The sequence below is a fragment of the Sphingomonas japonica genome, assembly GCF_006346325.1.
Classification (GTDB): Bacteria; Pseudomonadota; Alphaproteobacteria; order Sphingomonadales; family Sphingomonadaceae; genus Sphingomonas; species Sphingomonas japonica.
The window spans coordinates 138,369-163,465 of the sequence record NZ_VDYR01000002.1 but is presented as its reverse complement, the minus strand read 5'-3'; the positions used below and the strand labels follow the sequence as shown (position 1 = coordinate 163,465).

The 25,097-nt window shown below is 68.0% G+C and carries 30 protein-coding genes and 1 tRNA gene; 8 read left to right on the top strand and 23 right to left on the bottom strand.

Going from position 1 to position 25,097, the window contains the following annotated elements; all coding sequences use genetic code 11:
• Positions 1–579: a hemerythrin domain-containing protein gene (locus FHY50_RS12890; RefSeq protein WP_208402847.1), complete on the top strand. Its 579-nt coding sequence runs from the start codon at positions 1–3 to the stop codon at positions 577–579.
• A 25-nt stretch (positions 580–604) separates the two neighbouring features.
• Here FHY50_RS12890 and FHY50_RS12885 read toward each other — a convergent pair.
• The 5 genes from FHY50_RS12885 to infA all read right to left on the bottom strand — a co-directional run bounded on the left by FHY50_RS12885 (position 605) and on the right by infA (position 2,654).
• Positions 605–680: transfer RNA gene (locus FHY50_RS12885), tRNA-Phe, on the bottom strand.
• A 29-nt stretch (positions 681–709) separates the two neighbouring features.
• Complete coding sequence (locus tag FHY50_RS12880; protein ID WP_140231325.1) at positions 710–910, bottom strand: DNA gyrase inhibitor YacG; 201 nt, start codon at positions 908–910, stop codon at positions 710–712.
• The gene (locus FHY50_RS12875) at positions 907–1,860 is read right to left on the bottom strand and encodes a ribonuclease (protein ID WP_140231324.1); all 954 of its coding nucleotides are present in this window, start codon (positions 1,858–1,860) and stop codon (positions 907–909) included. The genes FHY50_RS12880 and FHY50_RS12875 overlap by 4 nt, the downstream gene beginning before the upstream one ends.
• The gene (locus FHY50_RS12870) at positions 1,853–2,422 is read right to left on the bottom strand and encodes a Maf family protein (RefSeq protein ID WP_140231323.1); all 570 of its coding nucleotides are present in this window, start codon (positions 2,420–2,422) and stop codon (positions 1,853–1,855) included. The genes FHY50_RS12875 and FHY50_RS12870 overlap by 8 nt, the downstream gene beginning before the upstream one ends.
• 13 nt (positions 2,423–2,435) lie before the next feature.
• On the bottom strand, positions 2,436–2,654 hold the full coding sequence (gene infA / locus FHY50_RS12865) for a translation initiation factor IF-1 (RefSeq protein ID WP_033923152.1): 219 nt from the start codon (positions 2,652–2,654) through the stop codon (positions 2,436–2,438).
• A gap of 116 nt (positions 2,655–2,770) precedes the next feature.
• On the opposite strand from infA, the gene FHY50_RS12860 reads away from it, so the two are divergent.
• On the top strand, positions 2,771–3,619 hold the full coding sequence (locus tag FHY50_RS12860) for an endonuclease/exonuclease/phosphatase family protein (RefSeq protein WP_140231322.1): 849 nt from the start codon (positions 2,771–2,773) through the stop codon (positions 3,617–3,619).
• 17 nt (positions 3,620–3,636) lie between these two features.
• Here the strand turns inward: FHY50_RS12860 and FHY50_RS12855 are convergent, their stop codons facing one another.
• Complete coding sequence (locus FHY50_RS12855; protein WP_140231321.1) at positions 3,637–5,805, bottom strand: sodium-translocating pyrophosphatase; 2,169 nt, start codon at positions 5,803–5,805, stop codon at positions 3,637–3,639.
• Between the two features lie 114 nt (positions 5,806–5,919).
• Positions 5,920–6,918, bottom strand: a complete 999-nt coding sequence (thiL, locus tag FHY50_RS12850) for a thiamine-phosphate kinase (protein ID WP_140231320.1) — start codon at positions 6,916–6,918, stop codon at positions 5,920–5,922.
• Positions 6,919–7,095: 177 nt separating this feature from the next.
• Between thiL and chrA the strand changes: the two genes are divergently transcribed.
• The gene (chrA, locus tag FHY50_RS12845) at positions 7,096–8,289 is read left to right on the top strand and encodes a chromate efflux transporter (protein WP_140231319.1); all 1,194 of its coding nucleotides are present in this window, start codon (positions 7,096–7,098) and stop codon (positions 8,287–8,289) included.
• Positions 8,290–8,323: 34 nt separating this feature from the next.
• On the opposite strand, the gene nusB is transcribed toward chrA, so the two are convergent.
• The 3 genes from nusB to hisG are packed head-to-tail and all read right to left on the bottom strand — an operon-like array spanning position 8,324 to position 10,743.
• Entirely contained in the window at positions 8,324–8,785 is a 462-nt protein-coding gene (nusB, locus tag FHY50_RS12840) for a transcription antitermination factor NusB (RefSeq protein ID WP_140231318.1), read from the bottom strand.
• A gap of 3 nt (positions 8,786–8,788) precedes the next feature.
• Positions 8,789–10,096 (bottom strand): histidinol dehydrogenase, encoded by a 1,308-nt coding sequence (hisD, locus tag FHY50_RS12835; RefSeq protein ID WP_140231317.1) that lies wholly within the window; start codon positions 10,094–10,096, stop codon positions 8,789–8,791.
• A complete protein-coding gene (hisG, locus tag FHY50_RS12830) occupies positions 10,093–10,743 on the bottom strand; it encodes an ATP phosphoribosyltransferase (protein ID WP_140231316.1) in 651 nt (216 codons plus the stop codon). The genes hisD and hisG overlap by 4 nt, the downstream gene beginning before the upstream one ends.
• Positions 10,744–10,808: 65 nt before the next feature.
• On the opposite strand from hisG, the gene FHY50_RS12825 reads away from it, so the two are divergent.
• The gene (locus FHY50_RS12825) at positions 10,809–11,837 is read left to right on the top strand and encodes a DUF2332 domain-containing protein (protein ID WP_140231315.1); all 1,029 of its coding nucleotides are present in this window, start codon (positions 10,809–10,811) and stop codon (positions 11,835–11,837) included.
• Between the two features lie 163 nt (positions 11,838–12,000).
• On the opposite strand, the gene FHY50_RS12820 is transcribed toward FHY50_RS12825, so the two are convergent.
• Both FHY50_RS12820 and hisC read right to left on the bottom strand, forming a co-directional pair.
• Positions 12,001–12,912, bottom strand: a complete 912-nt coding sequence (locus tag FHY50_RS12820; RefSeq protein WP_140231314.1) for a prephenate/arogenate dehydrogenase family protein — start codon at positions 12,910–12,912, stop codon at positions 12,001–12,003.
• Positions 12,909–14,003 carry a histidinol-phosphate transaminase gene (gene hisC / locus FHY50_RS12815; RefSeq protein ID WP_140231313.1) on the bottom strand — a complete coding sequence of 365 codons (1,095 nt, stop codon included), beginning with the start codon at positions 14,001–14,003 and terminating at the stop codon, positions 12,909–12,911. The genes FHY50_RS12820 and hisC overlap by 4 nt, the downstream gene beginning before the upstream one ends.
• Before the next feature lie 82 nt (positions 14,004–14,085).
• On the opposite strand from hisC, the gene metX reads away from it, so the two are divergent.
• Positions 14,086–15,222: a homoserine O-acetyltransferase MetX gene (gene metX / locus FHY50_RS12810; protein ID WP_140231462.1), complete on the top strand. Its 1,137-nt coding sequence runs from the start codon at positions 14,086–14,088 to the stop codon at positions 15,220–15,222.
• On the top strand, positions 15,219–15,809 hold the full coding sequence (metW, locus tag FHY50_RS12805) for a methionine biosynthesis protein MetW (RefSeq protein WP_140231312.1): 591 nt from the start codon (positions 15,219–15,221) through the stop codon (positions 15,807–15,809). The genes metX and metW overlap by 4 nt, the downstream gene beginning before the upstream one ends.
• A gap of 106 nt (positions 15,810–15,915) precedes the next feature.
• Here the strand turns inward: metW and FHY50_RS12800 are convergent, their stop codons facing one another.
• From FHY50_RS12800 to FHY50_RS12785, 4 genes are all read right to left on the bottom strand, one after another.
• Positions 15,916–16,320 carry a hypothetical protein gene (locus FHY50_RS12800; RefSeq protein WP_243846647.1) on the bottom strand — a complete coding sequence of 135 codons (405 nt, stop codon included), beginning with the start codon at positions 16,318–16,320 and terminating at the stop codon, positions 15,916–15,918.
• On the bottom strand, positions 16,317–16,739 hold the full coding sequence (locus tag FHY50_RS12795; protein WP_140231311.1) for a hypothetical protein: 423 nt from the start codon (positions 16,737–16,739) through the stop codon (positions 16,317–16,319). Before FHY50_RS12795 ends, FHY50_RS12800 begins: the two co-directional genes overlap by 4 nt.
• A gap of 70 nt (positions 16,740–16,809) precedes the next feature.
• A complete protein-coding gene (gene gloB / locus FHY50_RS12790) occupies positions 16,810–17,535 on the bottom strand; it encodes a hydroxyacylglutathione hydrolase (protein WP_140231460.1) in 726 nt (241 codons plus the stop codon).
• Positions 17,535–17,972, bottom strand: coding sequence for a VOC family protein (locus FHY50_RS12785; RefSeq protein WP_140231310.1), 438 nt, complete (start codon positions 17,970–17,972; stop codon positions 17,535–17,537). The genes gloB and FHY50_RS12785 overlap by 1 nt, the downstream gene beginning before the upstream one ends.
• Before the next feature lie 89 nt (positions 17,973–18,061).
• Between FHY50_RS12785 and FHY50_RS12780 the strand changes: the two genes are divergently transcribed.
• The gene (locus FHY50_RS12780; RefSeq protein WP_140231309.1) at positions 18,062–18,784 is read left to right on the top strand and encodes an SIMPL domain-containing protein; all 723 of its coding nucleotides are present in this window, start codon (positions 18,062–18,064) and stop codon (positions 18,782–18,784) included.
• Between the two features lie 112 nt (positions 18,785–18,896).
• Here the strand turns inward: FHY50_RS12780 and FHY50_RS12775 are convergent, their stop codons facing one another.
• The 6 genes from FHY50_RS12775 to FHY50_RS12750 form a co-directional block, all read right to left on the bottom strand.
• Positions 18,897–19,631 carry a tetratricopeptide repeat protein gene (locus FHY50_RS12775; RefSeq protein WP_140231308.1) on the bottom strand — a complete coding sequence of 245 codons (735 nt, stop codon included), beginning with the start codon at positions 19,629–19,631 and terminating at the stop codon, positions 18,897–18,899.
• Positions 19,628–20,350: an alpha/beta hydrolase gene (locus FHY50_RS12770; RefSeq protein ID WP_140231307.1), complete on the bottom strand. Its 723-nt coding sequence runs from the start codon at positions 20,348–20,350 to the stop codon at positions 19,628–19,630. Before FHY50_RS12770 ends, FHY50_RS12775 begins: the two co-directional genes overlap by 4 nt.
• A gap of 74 nt (positions 20,351–20,424) precedes the next feature.
• The gene (locus FHY50_RS12765) at positions 20,425–21,330 is read right to left on the bottom strand and encodes an alpha/beta fold hydrolase (RefSeq protein ID WP_140231306.1); all 906 of its coding nucleotides are present in this window, start codon (positions 21,328–21,330) and stop codon (positions 20,425–20,427) included.
• On the bottom strand, positions 21,327–21,536 hold the full coding sequence (locus FHY50_RS12760) for a helix-turn-helix transcriptional regulator (RefSeq protein WP_140231305.1): 210 nt from the start codon (positions 21,534–21,536) through the stop codon (positions 21,327–21,329). Before FHY50_RS12760 ends, FHY50_RS12765 begins: the two co-directional genes overlap by 4 nt.
• Positions 21,533–21,946 (bottom strand): hypothetical protein, encoded by a 414-nt coding sequence (locus FHY50_RS12755; RefSeq protein WP_140231304.1) that lies wholly within the window; start codon positions 21,944–21,946, stop codon positions 21,533–21,535. The genes FHY50_RS12760 and FHY50_RS12755 overlap by 4 nt, the downstream gene beginning before the upstream one ends.
• 72 nt (positions 21,947–22,018) lie before the next feature.
• Positions 22,019–23,413 (bottom strand): glutamate ligase domain-containing protein, encoded by a 1,395-nt coding sequence (locus FHY50_RS12750; RefSeq protein ID WP_140231303.1) that lies wholly within the window; start codon positions 23,411–23,413, stop codon positions 22,019–22,021.
• Between the two features lie 58 nt (positions 23,414–23,471).
• On the opposite strand from FHY50_RS12750, the gene FHY50_RS12745 reads away from it, so the two are divergent.
• Positions 23,472–24,299, top strand: a complete 828-nt coding sequence (locus tag FHY50_RS12745; protein WP_140231459.1) for an LD-carboxypeptidase — start codon at positions 23,472–23,474, stop codon at positions 24,297–24,299.
• Between the two features lie 6 nt (positions 24,300–24,305).
• Here the strand turns inward: FHY50_RS12745 and FHY50_RS12740 are convergent, their stop codons facing one another.
• Positions 24,306–25,010 (bottom strand): ZIP family metal transporter, encoded by a 705-nt coding sequence (locus FHY50_RS12740; RefSeq protein WP_140231302.1) that lies wholly within the window; start codon positions 25,008–25,010, stop codon positions 24,306–24,308.
• Between the last annotated feature and the right edge of the window lie 87 nt (positions 25,011–25,097).

Sequence of the window (25,097 nt, the reverse complement as noted above, 5' to 3'; positions counted from 1 at the left end):
TTGCCACCCCCCGACCTGCTCTTGCCCGCCCGCGCCGGGCTGCCCGACAGCATCGCCTATCTGCGCGCTCGCTATCCACAATCCGGCTGGCGCAGTCATGCCCGCTTCGGACAGCTCGCCGACTTCTGGCTGCATGTTCACGCCGCGCTTCGCGCCGAGGCAGCCGCACTGGGTGAGCTCAACGCGCGGGCACGCGGCGACGGTCTCGATCCCGCTGCGCTGCCCGCACATTTCGTGCCGCCGTTCAATGCGTTTCTCGGGCATCTCGATGCGCATCACCGGATCGAGGATGCGGCGTACTTCCCCAAATTCAGGGCGCTCGACCCGCGTATGGCGGCGGCCTTCGACCTGCTGGAGAACGACCACCACAGGATCGACGCGGCGTTGCATGCGGCGCTCGAAACCGCGCGGGCGATGGTGGACAGCGCGCGTGGCCCGACTGCTGCCGCGCGATCCGCAATCGATCGCCATGCGGATGCATTCACGGACCTTACGACTTTGCTCGACCGGCATCTGGCCGACGAGGAAGAGATCGTCATTCCCGCCATGCTCGAACATGGCGAGCGCAGCGTGAGTTGAGCGCTGTCGGCGTCTGGCGGAAAAATGGTGCCCGAGGGCGGATTCGAACCACCGACACCACGATTTTCAGTCGTGTGCTCTACCAACTGAGCTACTCGGGCACACCGCCATCGGGCGGGAAGCGCGGTCCTTAGTCGCGGTCCGGGTCGCTGTCCAGCCCGCTTTGCGCGTTCGCGGCATCGTCGGGGTCGATCGCCGCGCCCGGCAGGCGATAGCCTTCGCCGAGCCATTGCAACAGGTCGCGGTCCTTGCAGCCGCGGCTGCAGAACGGCTTTTGCTCGGGGGAGGGTGCAGCGCCGCAGATCGGGCAGCCGGAAATCCTTGCCATCATCGTTCCTGTTCGGGCTCGATCACCGGCACCGCGCCCATTCGCCGCGCCAGTTCGTCCAGCCAGTCCGGCCGCGCCGCGATCCGCAGCGCCACCGCTCGCGGTACGATATGGGGGCGAAGGTAGGGCGGCGAAACCCGCTCGATCGCGCGCAGCGCCGCGCGGGCCGCCGCTCCCACCGCATCGCCCTGAATCAGTTCGGCAAGCGACGCCCGCGATCGCCGCCGGATCACTTGCATAAAGCCGAACCCGTTCATCGCGGTCCGCTCGAACGGCAGCGGCAGCGCGGCGTCGATCGCTTCGGCCACCGCCGCGCGCGCCGCCTTGCCGCTCAGCGTCGGGAAATCGATGCCGATCGACCCGCCGATATCAAGCCGCACGATCGCACGTGCCACCGCGCCCGCCGCCGCGACCGCCAGCGGTTCGAGCGGTGGCGGGCCGTCGACGTCGAACAGGGTCATCGCCGGGGTCACGCTCATCCTGAGCGCCCCGCCGCCAAAGCCGATCTCGCCAGTGCGGGCTTCCTCGATCACTTCGGACCACCCCGCCGCCTCCAGCGCATCGGGCTGGTGTGCAAGGCAGGTTCGCACGGGAATGCCGGTTGCCGCGATCCGCGCCAGCAGGTCGGGGCCGTCGCCCACCGCATCGTCGCTCACCATCACCCGCGGCGGGCGCATCGCCCCGCGCTCGGCGATCGCCTCGCGCACCACCCGCACCCGCACCCACGCGCCCTGCGTCAGGCTGCGCGGCAGCGGCTGCAGCAGCGCGACCTCGCCGCCTTCCAGCGTCACCCGCCCGATCGCACCGGGGGTCACCACCTCGGTCAGTCGCGCCTCGGCGACCGTCCCTTCGCGCAACCCGGGCAGTTCGATCCTCGCCTGTGCGATCGTGCCGTCCTCGACCAGCGCGGCGCGCACCTCGCCGATCCCGGTCTCGACCAGCCATTCAGCCAAGCGGATAGCCCGCCGCCACAAGCAACGCGCGCGTCTCGAACAGCGGCAGCCCGATCACGCCCGAATGCGATCCCGACAGAAAGCGCACGAACGCCTCGGCGCGCCCCTGGATGGCATAGCCTCCGGCCTTGCCGAGCCCCTCGCCGCACGCGATGTAGCTATCGATCTCCCGCGCGGTCAGCCGCTTGAACGCGACGATGGTGTCGGCGATCCGCAGCCGCGCCTTGCCGCCCGCGTCGATCACGCACACCGCCGACAGACAATGGTGGCGCCGCCCCGACAACAGCCCCAACAAGGTGCGCTGGACATCCTCACTCTCGGCAGGCGGAAGGATGCGGCGGCCGACCGCGATCGTGGTATCGCCCGCCAGCACGATCTCGCCTGCGCCGCACGGCACCGCACGCGCCTTGGTCTCGGCCAGCCGCAACGCGTATGGGCGCGGCAGCTCGGCCTTCAGGGGGCTTTCGTCGATGTCGGGCGCGTCGACCCGATCGGGCACGACGCCAATCCGCGCAAGCAGGTCGCGGCGGCGGGGCGAGGAGGACGCAAGCACGAGCCGCATCGGCCCGGTCGCCTTATTTGAAGCGATAGGTGATGCGACCCTTGGTCAGGTCGTACGGGGTCAGTTCGACGAGCACCTCGTCGCCGACCAGCACGCGGATGCGGTTCTTGCGCATCTTGCCGGCGGTATGCCCCAATATCTCATGATCGTTCTCGAGCTTGACGCGGAACATGGCGTTGGGGAGGAGTTCCACCACCCTGCCGCGCATCTCAAGCAGTTCTTCCTTGGCCAAAAAGCCCCCATCGGTTCGCAAAAGTGCCGCTGCCCTTACTCCGGGCCGCGGCAAAAGGAAAGCGGCGCGCGATCAACGCCCTTGCGCCGCAGCGCGTGCCGCGCAAGGACGGCGCGATGATCGGTCGCCGCACCCTGATCGCCAGCGGGCTCGCCGCAGCCACGCTGCGCCCCGCGCGCGCGCGCCAACCCAGCCCGCGGCTGCGCGCGATGAGCTTCAATGTCCGGCTGCCGATCGCATCCGACGGCGACGACTATTGGCCGAACCGCGCGCGGCTGTTCTTCGACACGGTGCGCGCCGCCGACCCCGATATCGTCGGCACGCAGGAATTGTTCAAGCTGCAGGGCGACGCCTGGATCGCCGCGCTGCCCGGCTGGGCCTGGTTCGGCATCGATCGCCGCGGCGGGCATGCCGACGAGCATATGGGGGTGTTCTATCGCCACGACCGGCTGCGCGTGATCGATCTGGGCAATTTCTGGCTGTCGGAAACGCCCGACGTGCTCGCGAGCATCAGTTGGGGCCATCCGCTGCCCCGCATGGCGACGTGGGGCCTGTTCGAGCGCATCGCGGACGGCCGCCGCTTCCACCTGTTCAATACCCACTTCCCCTACCGCGCGGAGGATGAGGCGGCGCGCACCAGATGCGCGGGCGTGATCGCCGATCGCATCGCCGCGATCGCAGGCCCGGGGCCGGTGGTGCTGACCGGAGATTTCAACACCGGGCCGGACAGCGAAGCGCATGCGGTGCTGACCCGCGACCTGGCGGATGCCCGTGGCGCGGCGCAGACGGTCGAGGGGCCGGAAGGGACGTTCCACGGGTTCGAGGGCACGCCGGGCAAGCGCATCGACTGGCTGCTCACCCGCGGGTTCGCGGTCGAACGGTTCGCGACCATCGATGCGAACACCGATGGCCGCTACCCGTCGGATCATTTCCCCGTGCTAGCCGACTTGCGGTTCAACGGCTGATCCGACAGAGCGCAAGCTCATCCCCCCGCCAGTATCGCCAGCAGCAGCAGCGCTACGATATTGGTGATCTTGATCATCGGATTGACTGCAGGGCCTGCAGTGTCCTTGTACGGATCGCCCACGGTATCCCCGGTCACCGCCGCCTTGTGCGCTTCGGACCCCTTGCCGCCGTGATTGCCGTCCTCGATGAACTTCTTGGCATTGTCCCACGCGCCGCCGCCGCTGGTCATCGAGATCGCGACGAACAGCCCCGACACGATCACGCCGAGCAGCATCGCCCCCAGCGCCGCAAAACCCTGTTCGCGCCCCGCGACCGCCTGGATGACGAAGAACACCGCGACCGGCGACAGCACCGGCAGCAGCGACGGCACGATCATCTCCTTGATCGCGGCGCGGGTGACGATGTCGACCGTGCGCCCGTAATTGGGACGGCTGGTGCCGGCCATGATGCCGGGATTGTCGCGGAACTGGTCGCGAACGTCCTTGACCACCGCGCCCGCCGCACGGCCGACCGCGGTCATCCCGAACGCACCGAACAGATAGGGGAGCAGCGCGCCGAGCAGCAGCCCGACGATGATGTACGGATTGCTCAGCGAGAAATCGACGACGCCGATGCCGAGCTCCGCCGAATACCGCTCGAGATCGGTGGTGTAGGCGCCGAACAGCACCAGCGCCGCCAGCGCCGCCGATCCGATGGCATAGCCCTTGGTCACCGCCTTGGTGGTGTTGCCCACGGCATCGAGCGCGTCGGTGCGCTCGCGCACGTCATCGGGCAACCCTGCCATCTCGGCGATACCGCCGGCATTGTCGGTGACCGGCCCGTAGGCGTCGAGCGCCACGACCATTCCGGCCAGCGCCAGCAGGGCGGTCGCCGCGAACGCCACGCCGATGATCCCGGCCAGCTGATACGCCGCGATCACCGCGATCACGATCACCAGCGTCGGCATCGCCGTCGATTCAAGGCTGATCGCCAGCCCCTGGATGACGTTGGTACCGTGGCCGGTTTCCGACGCCTTGGCGATCGATCGCACCGGGCGGTAATTGGTGCCGGTATAATATTCGGTGATCCACACCAGCGCGCCGGTGACGCCGAGCCCGATCATCATGCACCAGAACAGGTCCATGCCGGTGAAGCTCGCCCCCGCGGTCGCCGCCGAACCCAGCGCCGCCTCGGTGGTGAGCGCGTCGCTCGCCGGATCGAGGAACCCCGCGCCGCCGATCACCGCGTTCATGTCGCCGAGCACATAGGCGCACGCGAAATAGATCGCAGGAACCGACAGGATCGCAGTGGTCCAGAACCCCTTGTAGAGTGCGCCCATGATGCTGCCCTTGCCGAGCCGGACCATGTAGGTGCCGATGATCGAGGTGACGATGCACACCCCGCCGACCAGCAGCGGCAGCGCCATCAGGTTGAGCAGCTCGGCCGAAGACGCCTGCACCAGCAATGCGATCGACACCATCGTCAGCCCGAGCGTGACGACGTAGGTTTCGAACAGGTCGGCGGCCATGCCCGCACAGTCGCCCACGTTATCGCCCACATTGTCGGCGATCACCGCGGGGTTGCGGGGGTCGTCCTCGGGAATCCCCGCCTCGACCTTGCCGACCAGATCGGCGCCGACGTCCGCCGCCTTGGTAAAGATGCCGCCGCCCAATCGCGCGAAGATCGAGATCAGCGACGCGCCGAACGCCAATGCGGTCAGCGTGTCGATCACCTCGCGGTCGTTGGGGGCGACGCCGGTGACGGCGACCAGATACCAAAAGATGCCGCAGATCGAGAGCAGGCCAAGCCCGGCGACCAGCATTCCCGTGATCGCACCCGACCGGAACGCCAGCGTCAGGCCGCCCTGGAGCGACGTCCGCGCCGCTTCCGCCGTGCGTACGTTGGCGCGTACCGAGATGTTCATGCCGACATAGCCCGCGACGCCCGACAGCACCGCGCCGATCAGGAAGCCGACCGTCGATTCGAGCCCGAGCGTCAGCGCGATCACCACCGCAACGACGACACCGACGATGGCGATGGCGGTATACTGGCGGCCCAGATACGCCTTGGCGCCTTCCTGGATGGCGGCGGCGATGTCCTGCATCCGGGCGTCGCCCGGCGACGCGCGCAGCACCTGGCTGCTGGTGAAGGCGCCGTAGAGCACGGCGACGATGCCGCAGACGATGGCGATGTACACGATCGACATTCCGGGTATTCCCCTCTTCCTGTATCGCCCGGCCCCGGTCTCAAGCCGGGTGCGCGTTCGCGAATCGTGCAAGGTATGGAGGGACGATCGAATCCGCGCAAGCTGGCTTGGCGCTCAGGCGGAATGTTCGAATCCCAGTCGCTTGGGCAAAGGGACGGGTTCGCCACGGTGGGTAAGCGTCAGGCCCGGCCCGGCGGCGAACATGCCGATCCGCGTCGCTGGAACAGGCGGCTGGAGGCCGGGGGCGAGGGCGAACAGCAATTCGTAATCGTCGCCTGCGGTGACGGCGGCGAGCACGGTGCCCAACTCCGATAATCCCTCCCCCCTTCCGTTCGTTTCGAGCGAAGTCGAGAAACCTGATTGAGCGCTGTGCGGCGATTTCTCGACTGCGCTCGAAACGAACGTCGGGGAAGGCATTGATCTGAGGGCATCCGACAGCGGCACGTCGCCAAGCTCGATCGCCACGCCGCACCCGCTGGCCGCCGCCATCCGGCTGGCGTCGATCAGCAACCCGTCCGACACGTCCATCATCGCCGACACCAGCGGCGCCAGCGCCAGGCCTTCGGCCAACCGAGGCACCGGCCGGCGATAGCGGGCCAGCAGCTCGCCCGGCCCGTCGGCTCCCTGCGCGATTGCCAAGCCCGCCCCGGCATCGCCGATGGTGCCCGTCACCCACAAGGCATCCCCCATCCGCGCCCCGCTTCGCGCCGGAGCGACCGAAGCCTCGCCGATCGCGGTCAGCGACAGCATGCGCGGCGCGCCCTTGGGCAGCACGACGGTATCCCCGCCCAGCAGCGGACAGGCAAACGCCGTCAGCGTCTCCGCCAACCCCGCCAGAAACGCCCGGTCCCACGCATCGTCGCCGGCAAGGCCGTAGCCCATCAGCACGCCCGTCGGCACCGCTCCCTTGGCGGCAAGGTCGGACAGGTTGACCGCCACCAGCTTCCACGCGACGTCGCCAGCCGGATCGGTGGGCAGGAAATGCACCCCCTCGACCAGCATGTCGTGGGTGAGGACTTGGGTGCCGAGCACGGCGGCATCGTCCGCCAGCCCCCGCGCGCCGGGGTGAAGCGGCAGTGCGCGCAGGGCAGTCAGGAAAGCGGCTTCGTTCACGCGCCCACCGATACATGCGGAGCGACACTATGTCTGCTCTTGCGGCCCGTCGAAGTTGACAGCGCGATGGCTGCTGCCCAATGCTCTGCGTCCCGGGCCAACGCGGACGCCCGTTCAGACGTCTTCCCGTCCAAGTCCGCTCCATTCCACCGCGCTTGCGGTGAAGGGAGCGTTGGGATGACCGAAGATGAAGCCCGGGCCGAGCCGCCGCAGATCAGCCTGATCGCCCTGTTCCTGAAATTCCTGCGGTTCGGCGCGCTCGCATTCGGCGGACCCGTGGCACAGATCGCCATGATCCGCGAAACGCTGGTCGAACAGGAACGCTGGATCGATCGCGCGCGGTTCAACCGGTTGCTTGCGATATTGCAGGTCTTGCCCGGACCCGAAGCACACGAGCTCTGCGTCCATTTCGGCATGATGGCACGCGGCCGGCTGGGGGGATTGCTTGCGGGGCTCGGCTTCATGCTGCCCGGTTTCGCGCTGATGCTGGTCGCGGCATGGCTGTACATGACGTTGATCGCGGGCAATCCGGGCTTTTCGGGCGTCCTGCTTGGCGTACAGATCGCGGTTCTGGCGATTATCCTGCGCGCGGTGATCCGCATCGGCGAACATGCGATCGAAGACCGGCTGCTGGCCTTGATCGCGCTGGCGGCCCTGGTCGCGACGCTGGCCGGTGTGCCGTTCTGGATCGCGCTTGTCGCCGCCGGGCTCACCTATGCGTTTTCGCAGCGCCCGCTTCTGATCGCGGTGTTCCTCATCGCCGCAATCGCCGCTGCCTTTGGAAATGCGGCCATGACCTTGCCCCCTGCCTGCGGATTGCCGATCGACGGTGCGCCGGTCACGCTGGGCGCCTTGTTCGTGGCAGGCCTGAAGGGCGGCCTGCTCACGTTCGGCGGTGCCTATACGGCGATCCCCTATGTGCGCGCCGATACGGTCGGACGCGGATGGATTTCCGATTCCACGTTCCTCGATGGCATCGCGCTCGCCGGTCTGCTGCCGGCGCCGCTCGTCATCTTCGCGACCTTTGTCGGCTATGTAATCGGCGGGCTTAGCGGGGGTCTGGCGATAACGGCGGGTATGTTCCTGCCGGCCTTCGCCTTTTCCATGATCCTGTTCGAACGGATGGAGGCGGTGGTCGAAAATCCGCGGGCACATCGCATCTTGGCGGGTGTGGCCGCGGCCGTCATCGGAATTATCGCAGCGACCTTCCTTCAACTTGTCCGGACCACCGCCGAGCGCGTGTCCGATCCGCTGGTCGCAACCGCCGTCTTCGCGGCAGCATTGGTCGCGGTCTGGCGCGTCAAGGGCGTTTGGGTCACGCCGGCCATCGTCGCCGGCGGCTGCATCGCCGGCTGGCTCCTGACGCCATAGATCGCCGCGACCTGGGGCGATGCGGGATACGGCCCTACCCCCGCACATCCTTTGCGACCGCGTCGAGCAGGCCGTTGACGAACCCCTTCTCGCGCTTGTCGTAGAACGCATCCGTCACGTCGAGATACTCGGAAATCACCGCACCGGTCGGCACATCGGGCCGCGCCAGCAATTCGTACGTGCCTGCGCGCAGGATCTGACGCATCGGCTTGTCGAGCCGGTCGAGGGTCCAGCCCGACGACAGCCGCGCCGCGATCGCCGCATCGATGTCGGCCAGCCGGGTCGTCGTGCCCGTTACCAGATCGTCGAAGAACAGCACGTCGGCATCGGCATATTCGACATCCTCGATCGTCGCGCCCAGCCGGTGCTGATGAAATTCGTGGAGCAAGGCCGGGATGGCCGTGCCCTCCATCTCGCGCTGGTACAGCGCCTGGACGGCGGCGAGCCGCGCGGCGGCGCGGGCTTGCGTTCGGGTACGGGAAGTCTTGCTGGGCATGTTCTAACTCTGTGACCCGCTCTGGGTGGAAAGGCGCATCGCCACCGAACGCGCATGCGCCGGCAAGCCTTCGGCATCGGCGAGCGCCACCGCCGCCGGGCCGATCGCCGCCAGCCCTTCGTCGGACAGCGACAGGAAGCTGGTGCGCTTCATGAAATCGAGGACCGACAGCCCGCTGGCGAAGCGCGCGCGGCGGCCGGTCGGCAGTACGTGGTTGGGTCCGGCGACGTAATCGCCGACCGCCTCGGGCGTGTTGCGGCCAAGGAACACCGACCCGGCGTGACGGACCAGGTCGAACAGCGGCTCGGGATCGGCGACGGCGAGTTCGAGGTGCTCGGGCGCCAAACGGTTGACCAGCGGCATCGCCTCTTCGAGCGTCGGGACCACGATGATCGCCCCGTTCGCATCCCACGCCGCGCGTGCGACGTCTCTCGTCGCCAGCGTGCCGATCTGGGCATCGACCTCGGCTGTGACGGCATCGGCGAACCCGGCATCGCTGGTCAGCAGGATCGACTGGCTGGTCGGGTCGTGCTCGGACTGGCTGAGCAGATCGGCGGCGATCCATGCCGGATCGTTGGCGCCGTCGGCGACCACCACGATCTCGCTCGGCCCGGCGACCATGTCGATGCCGACGACGCCGTAGAGCTGACGCTTGGCTTCCGCCACCCACGCGTTGCCGGGGCCGCAGATCATGTCGACCGGCGCGATGCGGTCCGTGCCGAATGCGAGCGCGGCGATCGCCTGCGCTCCGCCGATCCGCCACACCTCGTCGACCCCTGCCAGTTCGGCGGCGGCGAGCACCAGGGCGTTGACCTTGCCGTCCGGGGTGGGCGTGACCATCACCAGCCGCTCGACGCCCGCGACCTTGGCCGGAACCGCGTTCATCAATACCGATGACGGATAGGCGGCGCGCCCGCCCGGCACGTACATTCCCGCCGCATCGACCCCGCGCCAGCGCGCGCCGAGCCGCACCCCGGCGTCGTCGATGGCGTCGCTGTCGGCCGGGCGCTGCTTCTCGTGATAGGCACGGATGCGGTCGCGCGCGAGCGTCAGCGCCCCGCGCAACTCGTCGGACAGTCCGCCCAGCGCCGCGACCAGATCAGATTTCTCGATCCGCCAGCCGCTTTGGTCCAGCTCATGCCGATCGAACTTGGACGTGAACGCGGCCAGCGCGGCATCGCCCTGGTCGCGCACGCTGGCGATGATCGTCGCGACATCGCGCGCGACATCGGCATCGGCTTCGCGCCGCGCGTTGACGAGGTCTGCGAATGCGCGGTCGAAGCCTGCGTCGCTGGCGTCGAGGCGGATCATGCCGCCACCGCCTGGCGAAACCGATCGACCAGCGGCACGACCTGCCCTCGGGTCTTGAACGCGGCGCGGTTGACGATCAGCCGCGACGTCACCTGCGCGATCACCTCGACCTCGACCAGTCCGTTCTCCTGCAAGGTCCGTCCCGACGACACCAGATCGACGATGCGGGGGGCGAGGCCGAGCACCGGCGCCAGCTCCATCGCACCGTTCAGCTTGACGCATTCGGCCTGTACGCCGCGGCCTTCGAAATGTCGGCGGGTGACGTGCGGATATTTGGTGGCGATGCGGACATGGCTCCATCCGCGGGGGTCGTCCTTTGCCGCCATGTCGGCAGGCTCGGCAACCGACAGGCGGCAATGGCCGATGCCGAGATCAACCGGTGCATAGAGTTCGGAATAGTCGAACTCGGCGAGCACGTCGGACCCCACGATGCCCATCTGCGCCGCGCCATGCGCCACGAAGGTAGCGACGTCGAACGCGCGCACCCGGATCAGGTCGATGTCCGGCTGGTTGGTCCTGAACCGCAGCGCGCGGCTGGAATCGTCGGCAAACGCCGCTTCGGGGACGATCCCGGCGCGTGCGAGCAGCGGCAATGCTTCGCCCAGGATACGGCCCTTCGGCACGGCGAGGATGATCGGGTCGGACATGGATCGCGGGGCTTTACTTGCGGGGCGGGTGCAGCGCAACAAGCGGCAGAGCGGAGGAAGGCGATATGACGGGCGACGGCGGCGAATTCCTGCGACAGGCCGCGATCTGCCGGGCGATGGCGTCGCCGTTCACGGCACGCGTGCTGGAAGCGGGGCCGGACATCCTCCATCGCGGTCCACTGACCCTTGCCAGGATCGCCGGCTGGCCGGGCGATCGAGGCGACGCCGCGGTCGGCCTGCGTTTCGCAAGCGCGTTCCACGCCCTTGCGCGCCGCCATGCCGATGCGGCGCTGGTCCGTCTGTACAAGGAACGCGACGGCGATTTCGCCAAGGTGCTCGGCGACGCACTCGAAGCGCAGGACGGTTTCGTCGCCGACTGGATCGGCAGCGCCCCGCAAACCAACGAGGTGGGGCGCGCGGCGGCGATCATGGCCGCGTTGATGGTCGCGGCGACGGCATTCCCCGGCGCCTCGTTCGAATTGCTCGAACTCGGGTCGAGCGCGGGACTGAACCTCAATCTGGGGCGATACGGCTATGACCTGGGCGGCGTCTTTGCCGGTAGCCCGGCCGCCATGCTTCGCCTCCATCCCGAATGGCGCGGCCCGCCGCCGCCCGACGCTTCCGTCCGCATCACGTCCGCGCGCGGCGTCGATATCGCGCCGCTCGACGTCGCCGACCCGGCTGTGTGCGACCGCCTGCGCGCCTATTGCTGGCCGGATCAGGACGCCCGCGCCGCCCGCCTCGATGCAGCGATCGCGCTTGCGCAAGTATATCCGCCGCAGATCGATCGCGGCGATGCGGCGGCCTGGCTGGAACAGCGGCTGGCCGAGCCGCAGGATGCGGGAACGATCCGAGCCATATTCCATTCGATCGTGCTGCAATATTTGCCGCCCCAAGCTCGCGCACGCGTCCTCGCCCTGATCGCCGACGCGGGCAAGCATGCCACGACCGAACGGCCGCTGGCGCATGTCAGCTTCGAATGGGACGATATCCGCAAGCTCGTCCAGCTTGAGCTGACCTTGTGGCCGGGCGGCACGCGGACGACGCTCGCGACCGTCAACGCGCACGGCGCGTGGGTGGAGTGGGCGGGATAAGGCGGCGGGCGGAACGACGGCGGCCGCTTCCAGACCGCCCACGCCGCATCGCGCATCCCGGTGATCGCTCCCTGCTTGGCGATGTCGAGCACGGACACCTTCGCACCGCTGGTGATGACCCAATGCATGGCTGCTGGAGGCAAGACCCTCCGATCGGGCTCGCTCAGTCGTGGCTGCGTCCGAAATCCTCGCGGGCATCGTCCTGCCCCTGCTCGACGATCGAGCGGCGGATCGCGCGGGTCGCGGTAAAGCGATCGAACAGCGCGTCGCCCTCGCCCCAGCGGATCGCCCTTTGCAGCGCGGACAAGTCCTCGGAAAAGCGCTGCAGCATCTCCAGCACGGCCTCGCGATTGGCAAGGAACACGTCGCGCCACATCACCGGGTCCGAAGCGGCAATGCGCGTGAAGTCGCGAAATCCGCCCGCCGAGAATTTGATGACCTCGGACTGGGTGATCTCCTCGAGGTCCGACGCGGTGCCGACGATGGTATAGGCGATCAGATGCGGCAGATGGCTGGTGACCGCGAGTACGCGATCGTGATGGTCGGGCGCCATGATCTCGACATCCGATCCCAGCGCACGCCACAAGGCAGCGACGCGATCGACCGCGGCAGGGTCGGTGCCCTCGGGCGGGGTAAGGATGCACCAGCGCTGGCGAAACAAGGTCGCGAACCCCGCCTCGGGACCGCTGCGCTCGGTGCCCGCGACGGGATGCGCCGGAACGATGACCGCGCCGGGAAGCGCGGCCTGCAGCGCATCGACCACGCTCGCCTTGCACGAACCGACGTCGCTGACGATCGCGGCGGGATCGAGGTCGGCGGCGATCTCCGCCGCGACTGAACCCATCGCACCGACCGGCACGCACAGGATCACTCCGTCGCAGCCGCGCACCGCCTCGCCCGGCAGGTCGGCGATGGTGTCGGCAAGGCCGATCCGCCGCGCCGTCGCACGGACCGCCGGGTCGGCATCATATCCGACCAGCGTCACGCCGGGCAGCGCTGCGCGCACACCGCGCGCCAGCGACGAGCCGATCAGTCCCAGCCCGATGATCGCCAGCCGGTCGAACGGCGCGCTCATGCTGCGATGATGCTGCGCAGCAATTGCGCGATGCCGCGCATCTGCTGCTCGGTGCCGATGGTGATACGCAGCCCGTGCGGCAGCCCCTGTCCGGGCAGCCAGCGCACGATAAAGCCGTGTGCCAGCAGCGCGTGATACGCCGCCTCGGCCGTCACCGGCCCTTCGAACAGCACCAGCGAGAAATTGGCTTTGGACGGGACGCAGCGCAGCCCGGCATTGCCGAGCGCGGCGATCTGATCCTCGAACCACGCCAGCCACTGCGCATTGTGCACGCGGCTGCGCTCCACGAACGCAGCGTCGCCAAGTGCGGCGATCGCCGCCGCCTGTCCTGCCGTGGTAACGTTGAACGGCGCGCGAATACGGTGCAGCGCGTCGATCACCTCGGCCGAGCCATAGCCCCAGCCGATCCGCTCGGCGGCCAGCCCGTAAATCTTGGAGAAGGTGCGCGTGACCAGCACGTTGCCCGCCTCGCGCGCTAGTGCCAGCGCGCCGTCGTCGTCCTCAGGTGCCAGATATTCGGCATAGGCCTGGTCGATCACCAGCAGCACGTCGCGCGGCAGCGCCGCGTGGAGCCGCGCGATCTCGCCGCCTGCGACATAGGCACCGGTCGGGTTGTTGGGATTGGCGACGAATACCACCCGCGTGTTGGGCGTGATACAGGCGAGGATCGCATCGACGTCGGTGGCATAGTCGCGGTCGGGCGCGATCACCGGGGTCGCGCCGACACGCCGCGCGGCGATCTCGTAGACGGCAAAGCCATAGCGCACGAACACAACCTCGTCGCCGACCCCGGCAAAGGCACCGGCAGCAAGATGCAGCACTTCGTCCGACCCGGTGCCATAGATGATCCGCGCCGGATCGAGATCGTGGGCCTGTGCGATCGCCTCGCGCAGCGCGGTCGCCGCGGGATCGGGATAGCGCTCGAGCGAGCCCAGCGCCGCGTCGAATGCCGCCCGCGCGGCCGGCGGAGTGCCCAGCGGATTCTCGTTGGACGACAATTTGGCGACCACGGTACCGCCGTCGATGGTCGATCGGCCGGGAACATACGGAGCGATGCCCAGGATCCACGGCTTGGGGACGGGTGCGTTCATGGCGGCTGCCACTGGCGCAGTTGCACCGTCAAGGCAAGGTCGCGGCTTGAACGCAGCGGCGACGGGCGATACCGCGCACGCCATGCCGGACGACGCACGCTTTGGGCTCAGGCGCCATGTCACGCTTGCCGGGCCGCTGCGGCTCGACGGCGGCATGCTGCTGTCGCCGGTGGAGATCGCCTACGAGACCTATGGCACGCTCGACCCGGATGGATCGAACGCCGTGCTGATCTGCCACGCACTGACCGGCGACCACTATGTCGCGTCGGAGCATCCCGTGACCGGCAAGCCCGGCTGGTGGACGCGGCTGATCGGTCCCGGACTGCCGGTCGATCCGGCGCGGCATTTCGTGATCTGCGCCAACGTGCTGGGCAGTTGCATGGGTTCGTCGGGACCGGCCAGCGAAAATCCCGCGACCGGCCAGCCCTGGGGCATGGCGTTCCCCGTCATCACCATTCGCGACATGGTGCGTGCACAGGCGATGCTGCTCGATCATCTCGGGGTGGCGCGGCTGCGCGCGGTAATCGGCGGCTCGATGGGGGGGATGCAGGCCTTGTCCTGGGCCAGCACCTTTCCCGATCGCGTCGCCGCCGCGGTCGTCATCGCCTCGACCGCGCGGCATTCGGCGCAGAACATCGCCTTTCACGAAGTCGGGCGGCAGGCGATCATGGCCGATCCCAACTGGCGCGGGGGAGCCTATTATGGCGATGGCGCCCCGCCGACCGCCGGGCTGGCGGTGGCGCGCATGGCGGCGCACATCACCTATCTGTCCGAAGCCGGGCTGACCGAGAAATTCGGCCGCCGACTGCAACACAGTCCCGAGCGTCCGAACGGGGCCAAGAGCTTCGGCTTCGACGCGGATTTCCAGGTCGAGAGCTATTTGCGGCACCAGGGGATCAGCTTCGTCGATCGCTTCGACGCGAATTCCTATCTCTACATCACCCGCGCGCTGGATTATTTCGACTTGGCCGAGGAGCATGGCGGGCTGCTCGCCAACGCCTTTCGCCACACCACGGCGCGCTTTGCGGTAATCAGTTTCGACACCGACTGGCTGTATCCGACCAGCGACAGCCGCGCGATCGTCCACGCGCTCAACGCCGCCGGCGCGCGCGCCAGCTTCGTCGAACTGTCCTCTCCGTTCGGACACGACGCCTTCCTGCTCGACGCGCCCGAGATGAACCGAGTGATCGACGGGTTCCTGAGGGCCGGGGAAAGATGACCGCGCTGCGCCCCGACCTGGCGATCATCGCTGCCAAGGTGCCACCCGGCAGCCGCGTGCTCGACATCGGTTGCGGCGACGGCGCGCTGATGGCGGCGCTGCGCGATCGCAGCGGCATCGATGCGCGCGGGCTGGAGATCGATGCCGCCAACGTCGCGGCGGCGGTCGCGCGCGGCCTGTCGGTGGTCCAGGGCGACGCCGACGCCGACCTTGGCGATTATCCCGACGCCGCGTTCGACTATGCCATCCTCAGCCAGACGCTCCAGACCGCGCGGCGGCCGCATATCGTGCTCGACCATCTCGTCCGGATCGGCACCCGCGCATTCGTGTCATTCCCTAATTTCGCGCACTGGCAAGTGCGCGCGTCGCTGCTGTGGGGCGGACGCATGCCGGTGACGCGTCTGCTGCCCGAACGCTGGTACGACACGCCCAACATCCATCACGTCACCATCGACGACTTTCGCGCGATGGTCGCCGAGCGGGGCATCACCGTAGAGGATGCGTGGTTCCTGAGCGGCGACAAGCGCACCCGCTCCGCTGCCGCCAATCTGTTCGCAGAGCATGCCGTATTCCTGCTGCGGCGGTGAATCCTGTTCCGATCCGAAGCTCCCGTACTCCGGCGAAAGCCGGAGCCTTGGCGACCGAAGCCTTGCGACCGCCAGCGCCGGAGTACAGCCCGGCTACTGGTTTCGATCAGCGCGGCTTGTCGAACGGCGTGAACGGGCCGAAGCGGCAATAGGGACCAGGGATGCTGCTGCCCGGATCGATCGTGCGAAACCGGTCGTTGCGGCACAGATTGCTGCCGTAGATATCGACGATCAATGTCGATGTCGCGCGCAGCGACGGGCAACCCTCAGCGGTGCTGACCCAGATGCGCGACGCATTTTCGCGATAGATCACCGTTTTCGGCGCCACCACCTGCGGCCCGTCGATCAGCGACGGATCGATGCAGTCCTGCGCCGTGCCTGGCACGCGGTCGCCGATCGCGCTCGCCAGCCGCGCATCGGCGCGCGCGTCGGTCGCCGCCTGCTGCTCGGGGCTGGGCGTGCAGCCCGTGAGCAGCAGGCCACAGGTCGCCACTGCCAGGGCCCGGATCATGTCTCGTTCCCTTCAGGGCGCTTGTAGAGCGTGAACTCGCCCGCCGCGCACGACCCCACCAGCATGCCGCCGCTGCGATCGACCGAGCGGATGATGTCGCCCCGGCACAACTGCCCCGCGAAGGACCGGGTGACCAGAACCGGATCGCGCCCGCCCGCCGAACAGTCGCCGCTGGTTCGCGTCACCCAGATGCGCGCGCGCGATTCGCGGTAGAGGATATTCGGGCCGACGACGTCGGTGGCAAAGCTGCGCGTCTGGGTGTCGAGGCAATTGCGCGTGTCGCTCGCAACCAGTCCGTCGAGCTGATCCGCCAGTTCTGCGGCGTCGCGGGCGCTGCGCTGTTCCTGCTGTGCGGTCCGTTCGGCGCTCGTGGCGCATCCCGCCAGAATCAGCAGCATCGGTACAGCAATCCGGATCATCGCAACCTCCATGATCCCCCCCGGGCCTTCCTATAACGCAGACGCGCGCGCCTGACCGCATCCTATGTTGTCACAAGGCATCCTTTGCCGCGCGGCGCTCGGCAAGCTGCGCCGCGTCGCGTGCGCGCAGGAACGGATTGGTCGCGCGTTCCTCGCCGATCGTGGTCGGAACGGTCGCCTCGCCCGCAGCCCGCAGCGCCTCGACCGCCGCCAGCCGCCCGGCGATATCGGCATCGTCCGGCTCGGCCACCGCCGCATAGCGCGCGTTCGACAGCGTATATTCGTGCGCGCAATAGACCGTGGTGGCGTCTGGCAACGCCGAAAAGCGCCGCATCGCCGCGAACATCTGGTCGGCAGTACCCTCGAACAGCCTGCCGCAGCCCATCGCGAACAGGGTATCGCCGGGGAAGAGGAGCGCGTCGCCTGTGAAGTGAAAGCTGACATGGCCGGCGGTATGTGCGGGTGTTTCGAGCACGATGGCGCGATGATGACCGATCGTGACCGTATCGCCTTCGCTCACCAGCTGGTCGGCGGTCGGGATTTTGGCGGCTTCGGCGGCCGGGGCGATCACCGTGGCGCCGGTCGCCGCCTTGATCGCAGCGTTGCCACCGGTGTGGTCGGGATGCCAGTGCGTGTTCCAGATCGCGCCGATCGTCCAACCGCGCTCCGCCGCGGCCACGAGCACCGGATCGGCGGCACCGGGATCGACGACGACGGTCTCGCCGCTGGCATCGTCATGCACCAGGAAAATATAGTTGTCGGCGAGCGCGGGGATGCGCACGATCTCCAGCGGCATCACCAGCTGCCCGTATTCGGCATCGAGGCCCACGGCTCGGCCGGCTCCAGCCGCTCGGCGCTCAGCAGTTCGACCGAAATGCCGTCGGGCGACTTGACGAACGCCATATACCCGTCGCGCGGCGGGCGATTGATCGTCACCCCGCCATCCATCAGCCGCTGGCAGGCGTCGTAGACATTGTCGACCTGATAGGCGAGGTGCCCGAAATTGCGCCCGCTGCCATATTCCTCGGGGTCCCAGTTGTAGGTCAACTCGACCTCGGCATCGGCGCGCTCGCCCGGGCCGTTCATCGCATCGGGAGTGGCGAGGAAGATCAGCGTGAAGCGTCCCGCTTCGTTCTCGATGCGCCGCACTTCCTCCAGTCCCAGCAAATTGAAGAAGGCGATGGTGGCGTCTGGGTCGGTTACGCGGATCATCGTGTGCAGATATTTGGTCATGGCCAATCGGCTCCGTTCATCGTAATACAGCAACGGTTCATCGGCGGATGCGCAGAACCGGCCAACCGCATATGGTGGGGGAATATCCGATGCAAAGCCGCTTGTTCGACAATCGTGCGCTGGCGCTGCTGATCGCGGCGGGCGTCCTGGCGATCGGTATGATCGTCGGCGGCTATCTGCTCGGAAACGGGCTGGTGCGGGCGCGGCTCGCCGATCGCTCGGTAACGGTGCGCGGGCTGGCCGAGCGCGACGTCACCGCCGACCTCGCGGTGTGGACGCTCAACTATTCCAAGCAGGGCGAGGATCTCGGACAAGTCCAGGCGAGCATCGACCGCGATACCGCTACGATCGAGGCATTTTTTCGCGCACTGGGCTTCCCCGCCGATGCGCTCAGCCCGGCGGGTGCCGGCGTGTCGCAGGGCTATAACAATCTGGGCCAGGCCAACGTCACGATCAGCCAGCGGCTGCAACTGCGCACGACCGAAATCGCCAAGGCCCGCGCCGCCGTCGCGCGCCAGTTCGAACTCGTCCGCCGCGGCGTCGTGCTGCAGGAAGGGTCGGGCATGGTCTACAGCTTTACCCGGCTCAACGACGTCAAGCCGGCGATGGTCGCCGAGGCGACCAAGGACGCGCGCGCGTCGGCCGAGCAGTTTGCCAACGACAGCGGCACCAGCGTCGGCGGGATCAAGTCGGCAACGCAGGGCTATTTCTCGATCGAAGCACGCGACGGCGAACAGCCCGGCTACGGCGTCGCCGATTCGCCGTTCAAGAAGGTGCGCGTGGTGACGACGGTGGACTTCTATTTGAAGTGACCCGCACTCCCCCGTTCGTTTAGAGCGTAGTCGAGAAACGGGGCTGGGCACCATTTGGCGGTTTCTCGACTTCGCTCGAAACCAACCGAGTGGGGAAGCACATCGGGGGAAATCACTCCACCGGCAGCCCCTGCAGCGCCGCCTCCGCCGACTTTGCCTGTGGGCTGCCCGGCGCCAGCCGCTGCACCTCTTCCCACGCCGTTCGCGCCGCGGCGACATCGTTGCCGAACACCGCGATGTTGCCGGCCTCGAGCTGCACCGATGCGTCGTCGGGCGATCGCTTCAGCGCCTGCGCGATGTCGGTACGAGCACGCGGCAGGTCGCCCTGGCGCCGCGCCAGCGTCGCCGACAGCAGCCAGGCGAGCGGATCGGCCGGTGCGAATTGCAGCGCCCGGTCGAGATCGGTGCGCGCGGTCCCGGGATCGCCCGCTGCGACCAGCGTGCGCGCACGGTCGAGATGCGCTTCGCCGAGCGCGAATTCCGCCAATTGTCCCGACCCGATCGCGGTATCCAGCGCCGCGCGTGCCCTTGCGGTGTCGCCGCCCGCCAGCCAGGCATTGCCTGCCTGTGCCCAGAAGGTCCCGGCACGGCGGTCGCCTGCGCGCTCGGCGGTGCGCGCGGCGTCCTCGAACGCCACCGCCGCCGCCGGCCATTTCGCCTGGGTGGCAAAGGCAACGCCCAGACATTGCCGCGCCAGCGCGCCACCGCCCGCCAGCTGCCACTCGGTCGTCTCGGCCAGCGCCGCGGCGGGGTTGGAGATCGCAAGGTCGACGCACGCCTGATGGCGCTTCGATTCGTCCGAAACCGGCGTCGCCAGCGTCTGGAGCAGGATCAGCGGCAGGATCATGGGCGGGGCGTCACTTCCTCGATGGCGCGCAGGATCATCGCGATGTCGCGGTCGCGAGACAGGCGGTGGTCGCCGTCCTTGACCAGCCACGCCTGCACGTCGGCTGAACCGAGCAGTTGCGCCAGCCGGGTGCTGCGCTCCCATGGCACTTCGGGGTCGGCCATGCCCTGGACGATGCGCACCGGGCACCCGATCGGCAAGGAGCCGAACAGCAGCCGGTTCGATTCGCCGGAAGTCCAGAAGGCACGTGTCGTCACCGTCGGTTCGGGACCATAAAGCGAGGCCTTTTCCAGTCGCCCCTCGCTCAGCAACACCATCTTGTCCTCTGGCGAAAATCCCCAGTCGGTGAAATCGGGCGCGGGCGCGATGCCGACCATGCCGATGACGCGATCCGGGCGCGCCCTGGCGACCAGCAGCATGATCCACCCGCCCATCGACGACCCGACCAGCACCACCGGCCCTTCGACCAGCCGATCGACGATCATCAACGCGTCGTCGCGCCAGTCGGCGAGCGTGAAGTCTTCGAAGCTTCCTTCGCTGGCGCCGCAGCCGCGATAGTCGAAGCGCACGAATGCGCGGCCCTCAGCCTTCGCCCAGGCCTCGATCGCCAGCGCCTTGGTGCCCTGCATGTCGGATGCATAGCCCGGCAGGAACACGATCGTCGGCCCGGTGCCGGGGCTGTGGTGATAGGCGATGCGCGCCTCGGGGGTGTCGGTCATGCGCCCGGAGATAGGGGGACGGCGCCGCTTTGGAAACCGCACCGCCCCCAAGCACCGCCCGCTGCGGCAGCGGGCTAATCCGCCAGAAACGTCGCCACTTCGCGCGCGAAGCGCTCCGGCTGGTCGAGCATGATGAAATGATAGCTGTCGGGGACGGCGACCAGCGTTGCCGGGGAGCCATTATATTCGCGCTCCCAGATTGCCGTCGCCATCGGCCCCGCCCCGGTCGCATAGAGGACGGTGAAGGGCTTGGCGGTGATGCGTCCCAGATCGGGGCGCAGGTCGGTCACCATGTCCTCGTACATCGCCTGCGCCACCACCTTGGGATCGGCCATACGCGACCAGTTGGCGACCTGGATGCGTCCCGCCGGCGTGTTCGACCAGATGCCGCCGGGATCGCTGGTGACTGCAGTGCTCGCCTTGGCATCGGGACCCTGCGCGATCTGCGCCTGCATCGCCCGTGCCTGCGACTCGACCGAGGCGGCGGTCGCGTTCGGATCGAACAGCGCACCGAAGAATGGCAGCGCGTCGACCACCATCAGCCGGTCGACCAGTTCGGGATGGCGCGCCGCCAGCATCATCCCGATCAGCCCGCCCATCGAATGGCCGATAACCGCGACCTTTTCGCCGCCGCGCTTGCGAAGATACTCGGCCAGATCGGCGACGATACCATCCAGCATGCCCGGTTCGACGTTGCCGCCGGGATCGCCGCCGGCAAAGCCGCGTACCTCCGGCAAAATCACTTGGTGGTTTCTGGCGAGGTCGGTTCGAACGCCGTTCCACACCGTGCGCGGGCTGGCGAGGCCGGGGATCAGCAGTACCGGCGGCCCCTCCCCCATCGTCGTCATGATCGTCAGATGGTCGGTCTGGCTCGCGACAGGCGCGAGCGCGGTGCGCGTCCCTTCGGCGGAGGGCGTGGTCTGCGCGGCGGCGGGTACGGCAGCCAGCGCCATGGAGATCGAAAGGGCGAGGCGGATCATGCGGACGGCTCCTGCGATGGATTGACGAAGATGGCTTCGATCGGAAGCGCGAACAGGTCGGCGATCTTGAACGCCAGCGGCAGCGAGGGATCGTAGCGCCCGGTCTCGATCGCATTGACGCTTTGCCGCGACACCTCGAGCAGGTCGGCGAGCGCCTGCTGGCTCCACCCTCGCTCGGCGCGCAGGCTGCGCAGATGATTGTTCATTCGCCGGTTCCGGCGGCGCGTTCCTGCATCCAGATGAAGCACTGACCCAGGAACATGCCAGCGCACCACAATGGAAAGGCAAGATGGATCGGCTTGGGCGGCACGACCCCGGCGTCCTCCAAGAAACTCCACACGGTGGTGACAGCCAGCAATATGGCGGTGCCGATCAGCATCGATTTGACGAGCTTCAGGCGGATATACTCGTCGGGTTGCTCGATCACCGCCATCCCGAGCGCCCAGATCACCGCCAGAATTGGAAGCGCCGGGAGAATGGCAAGCGCAAACAGCGCCGCGCCGGTCGGCTGATACCAATGCTGGATCCGGTTCGATCCCAGCAGCAACACCACATAGACGCCCATGCTCGGAAAGAAGCGGCGAAGGTAGCGGCGATTTGCTTCTTTGGGCGACACGGATCGGCTCCTTGCAATGACAAGTTTGCTTTACGACAAGCCTACTTTCCATGTCAAGGCTGCTTTCCAGGCCTATCTGCCCAGCATCTCCATCATTTCGCGCGCCAGCAGTCCCAGTGTATCGTCGCGCGCGCCCATCACCACGATGCGGTCGCCGGGCGCGGCGGCGCTCACCAGATGCGCGGCGGCGGCGGTGCGGTCGGGGACGTGGCGCGCGGGGGCGCCTTGTGCGGTCAGGTCGGCGACGATGTCGGCGCTGGTCACCGAGCGGTCGGTGGTGCCGCCCTGATAGACCGGATCGGGCAGGACGAGCAGGTCGCCCTCGCGCAGCCGCCGCGCGAACATCGCCACCAGCTCGCGCCGCATCACCTTCAACGGCCCATATCCGTGCGGCTGGAACAGCAGCAGCAGACGCCCGGGAAACGCCTGCAACGTGTCGATCGTTGCCGCGATCTTTTCGGGGTTATGCCCGAAATCGTCGATCACCGACACGCCGCGCGCGCTGCCGACCAGTTCGAATCGGCGCTTGAGCCCGGTGAACCCCTCGATCGCCGCCGCCGCTTGCGCCAGCGGCACTCCTGCCGCGCGCGCCGCCGCGATTGCCGCCAGCGCATTCGCGACATTGTGCCGCCCCGGCACCGCCAGCCGCACGGCGTTTCGCTCGTCCCCCGCGACCAGAGTAAAGCCGATCGCGAACGGTTCGGGCTCGAGGTCGCACGCCATCAGATCGGCATCGCCCTCGACCGCAACCGTCACCAACCGCACCGGATCGAGCGATGCCGCCAGCGCCGCCGCTTCGGGATCGCCGATATTGACGATCGTGGTCTGCGCCTTGGCCGAGAAATCGCCGAACAGCTGCCGCAGCTCGGCGAGCGACTTGTGGTCGAGGCTGACATTGTTGAGCACCGCGATGTGCGGACGATACAGCACAATCGATCCGTCGCTTTCGTCGACCTCACTGACGAAATCGTCGCCGCCGCCGACCAGCGCGCTGGCGAACGGTGCATCGGCATGCGCAAAATTGGTCATCACCGCGCCGTTCATCACCGTCGGGTCGCGTCGGGCAGCATGCAATATCCACCCGATCATGCCGGTCACGGTCGATTTGCCCGACGTGCCCGCGACGCCGATCGGGCGCGGCGACTGGTTGAACAGGCTGCTGAGCAATTCGGCGCGCGTCGTGCGCACCGCGCCGACCCGCTCGGCAGCGATCATGTCGGGCACGCTCGCCTCGATCGCCGCCGACGCGACGACGATCTGGTCGGGCGACGTGATCCCGCTGCCGTCCTGCGCGAACAGCTCCACGCCGCGGGCCGCCAGGTCGTCGAACTTGGCGGGAAGCCTCGCCTGATCGAGCGCGCGGTCGGACCCGGCGACGGTCGCGCCGCGTCCGGCAAGGATCATCGCCAGCGGCATCATGCCCGACCCACCGATGCCGACGAAGAAGTAGGATTTGCCGTGCTGCATCGCCTCGCGCTATCGGGCGGGGAGAGTTGGGGCAAGGCTTTGGAATGGGATGGCAGCAGTGAAGATCGGCATCGTCGCCCCCGCCCGCCCGATCACGCAGGTCCAGGCCGATCGCGTCCAGGCGCTGGCGGCGCTGTTTACGCCCGAGGTCGAGATCGCGGTCCATCGGCAATGCTTCGCTAGCGAAGGCCATTTCGCCGGCTCGGACGCGGTACGCGCCGAAGCATTCCTCAACTATGCCAACGATCCCGGTATCGACGCGATCTGGTTCGCGCGTGGCGGCTATGGCTCGAACCGCATCCTCGATCGCGTGATGCCGCAGCTCGGCCCCGCCGCCCGCACCAAGACCTATCTCGGCTATTCGGACATGGGCTTCCTGCTCGGCGCGCTTTATGCCCGCCGCATCGGGCACACGGTGCACGGTCCGATGCCGCTCGAGATCGGCCGCGCCGATCAGGGCGCGTCGATCGGGCGCGCGCTCGCCTGGCTGGTGAACAAGGACTGCCGCGTGCTCGAACCCAGCCTCGACGCCGGGGGCGAGCGGCGCCCGGCGGCGGCGTTCAACCTGGCGATCCTGACCAGCATGATCGGCACGCCCTGGCTGCCCGACCTGACCGACCATGTGCTGATGATCGAGGACGTGTCCGAACCGCTCTATCGCATCGACCGGATGCTGTTCCAGCTCGGTAACGCGACGCAGCTTAAGGGGATTGCCGGAGTCCGGCTCGGCATGGTCAGCGATGTCGTCGAGAATGATCCCCCGTTCGGCGAGACGCCCGAATTCATCGTGCGGCGCTGGTGCGACGCGCTCGGCGTGCCGTATCTGGGCCGTGCGGCGATCGGGCACGGCGCGGGCAACATGGTGGTGCCGTTCGGCATCGCCTGACCCGGCTCAGCCGCCCCCGAGATCGCCGAGCACGAAGGCCAGTACCAGCCCGAGCGCGGTGGCGATCCCCGCCATCTGGTGGTCGTCCTTGTACGCCTTGGGAAACACCTCGATCGCCAGGCTCGCCACCACCGCACCCGCTGCAAAGCAGCGGATCGCCGCCAGCCAGTGTTCGGACACGCCCGCCAGCAGCAGATTGCCCAGGATCGCCGCTGCCGACAGCAGCGCCGCGGTGGCGCCCCACAGCGCGAACACCTTGCCCTTGCCTCTGCCGTCCCTGGCCATGTCGCGCGCGCCGCCTGCCGCTTCGGGCAGATTGGACAGCAGGATCGATCCGGCCAGCGCCGCGATTTGCGGCATGCCCGCGCCGATCAACGCGACCCCCAGCGCGAGGTTCTCGGGAATTCCGTCGAGCGTGATCGCCGCGAGCAGCCCGCCGCCAGACTCGCTGCCCCAGCTGCGCTCGATCCAGCTGTCGAGCAGGGTGAACACGACCGCCCCGCCCGCGATGCCCGCCATGGCGACGCCGAGCGACGAGCGCTCGATCGACGGTTCGACCAGCTCGGTGACCAGCGATGCGATCAGCGACCCGCCGGCGAGCGCTACCAGAAACCCCTCGGTTCGGGTCGAGAGCGATCCATACAGCCCCCATGCCGCCCCCGCGAGCAATGCGCCCGACACGACCGCCACCACGATCACGGTCATCATCATCGCCCGTTCCCCCGCAACGACTTGCCTAGCCGCGCCGTGTGACGGCATAAGCCGCGCCTCGCGCATCCGCAACGAAAGGCGATTTCC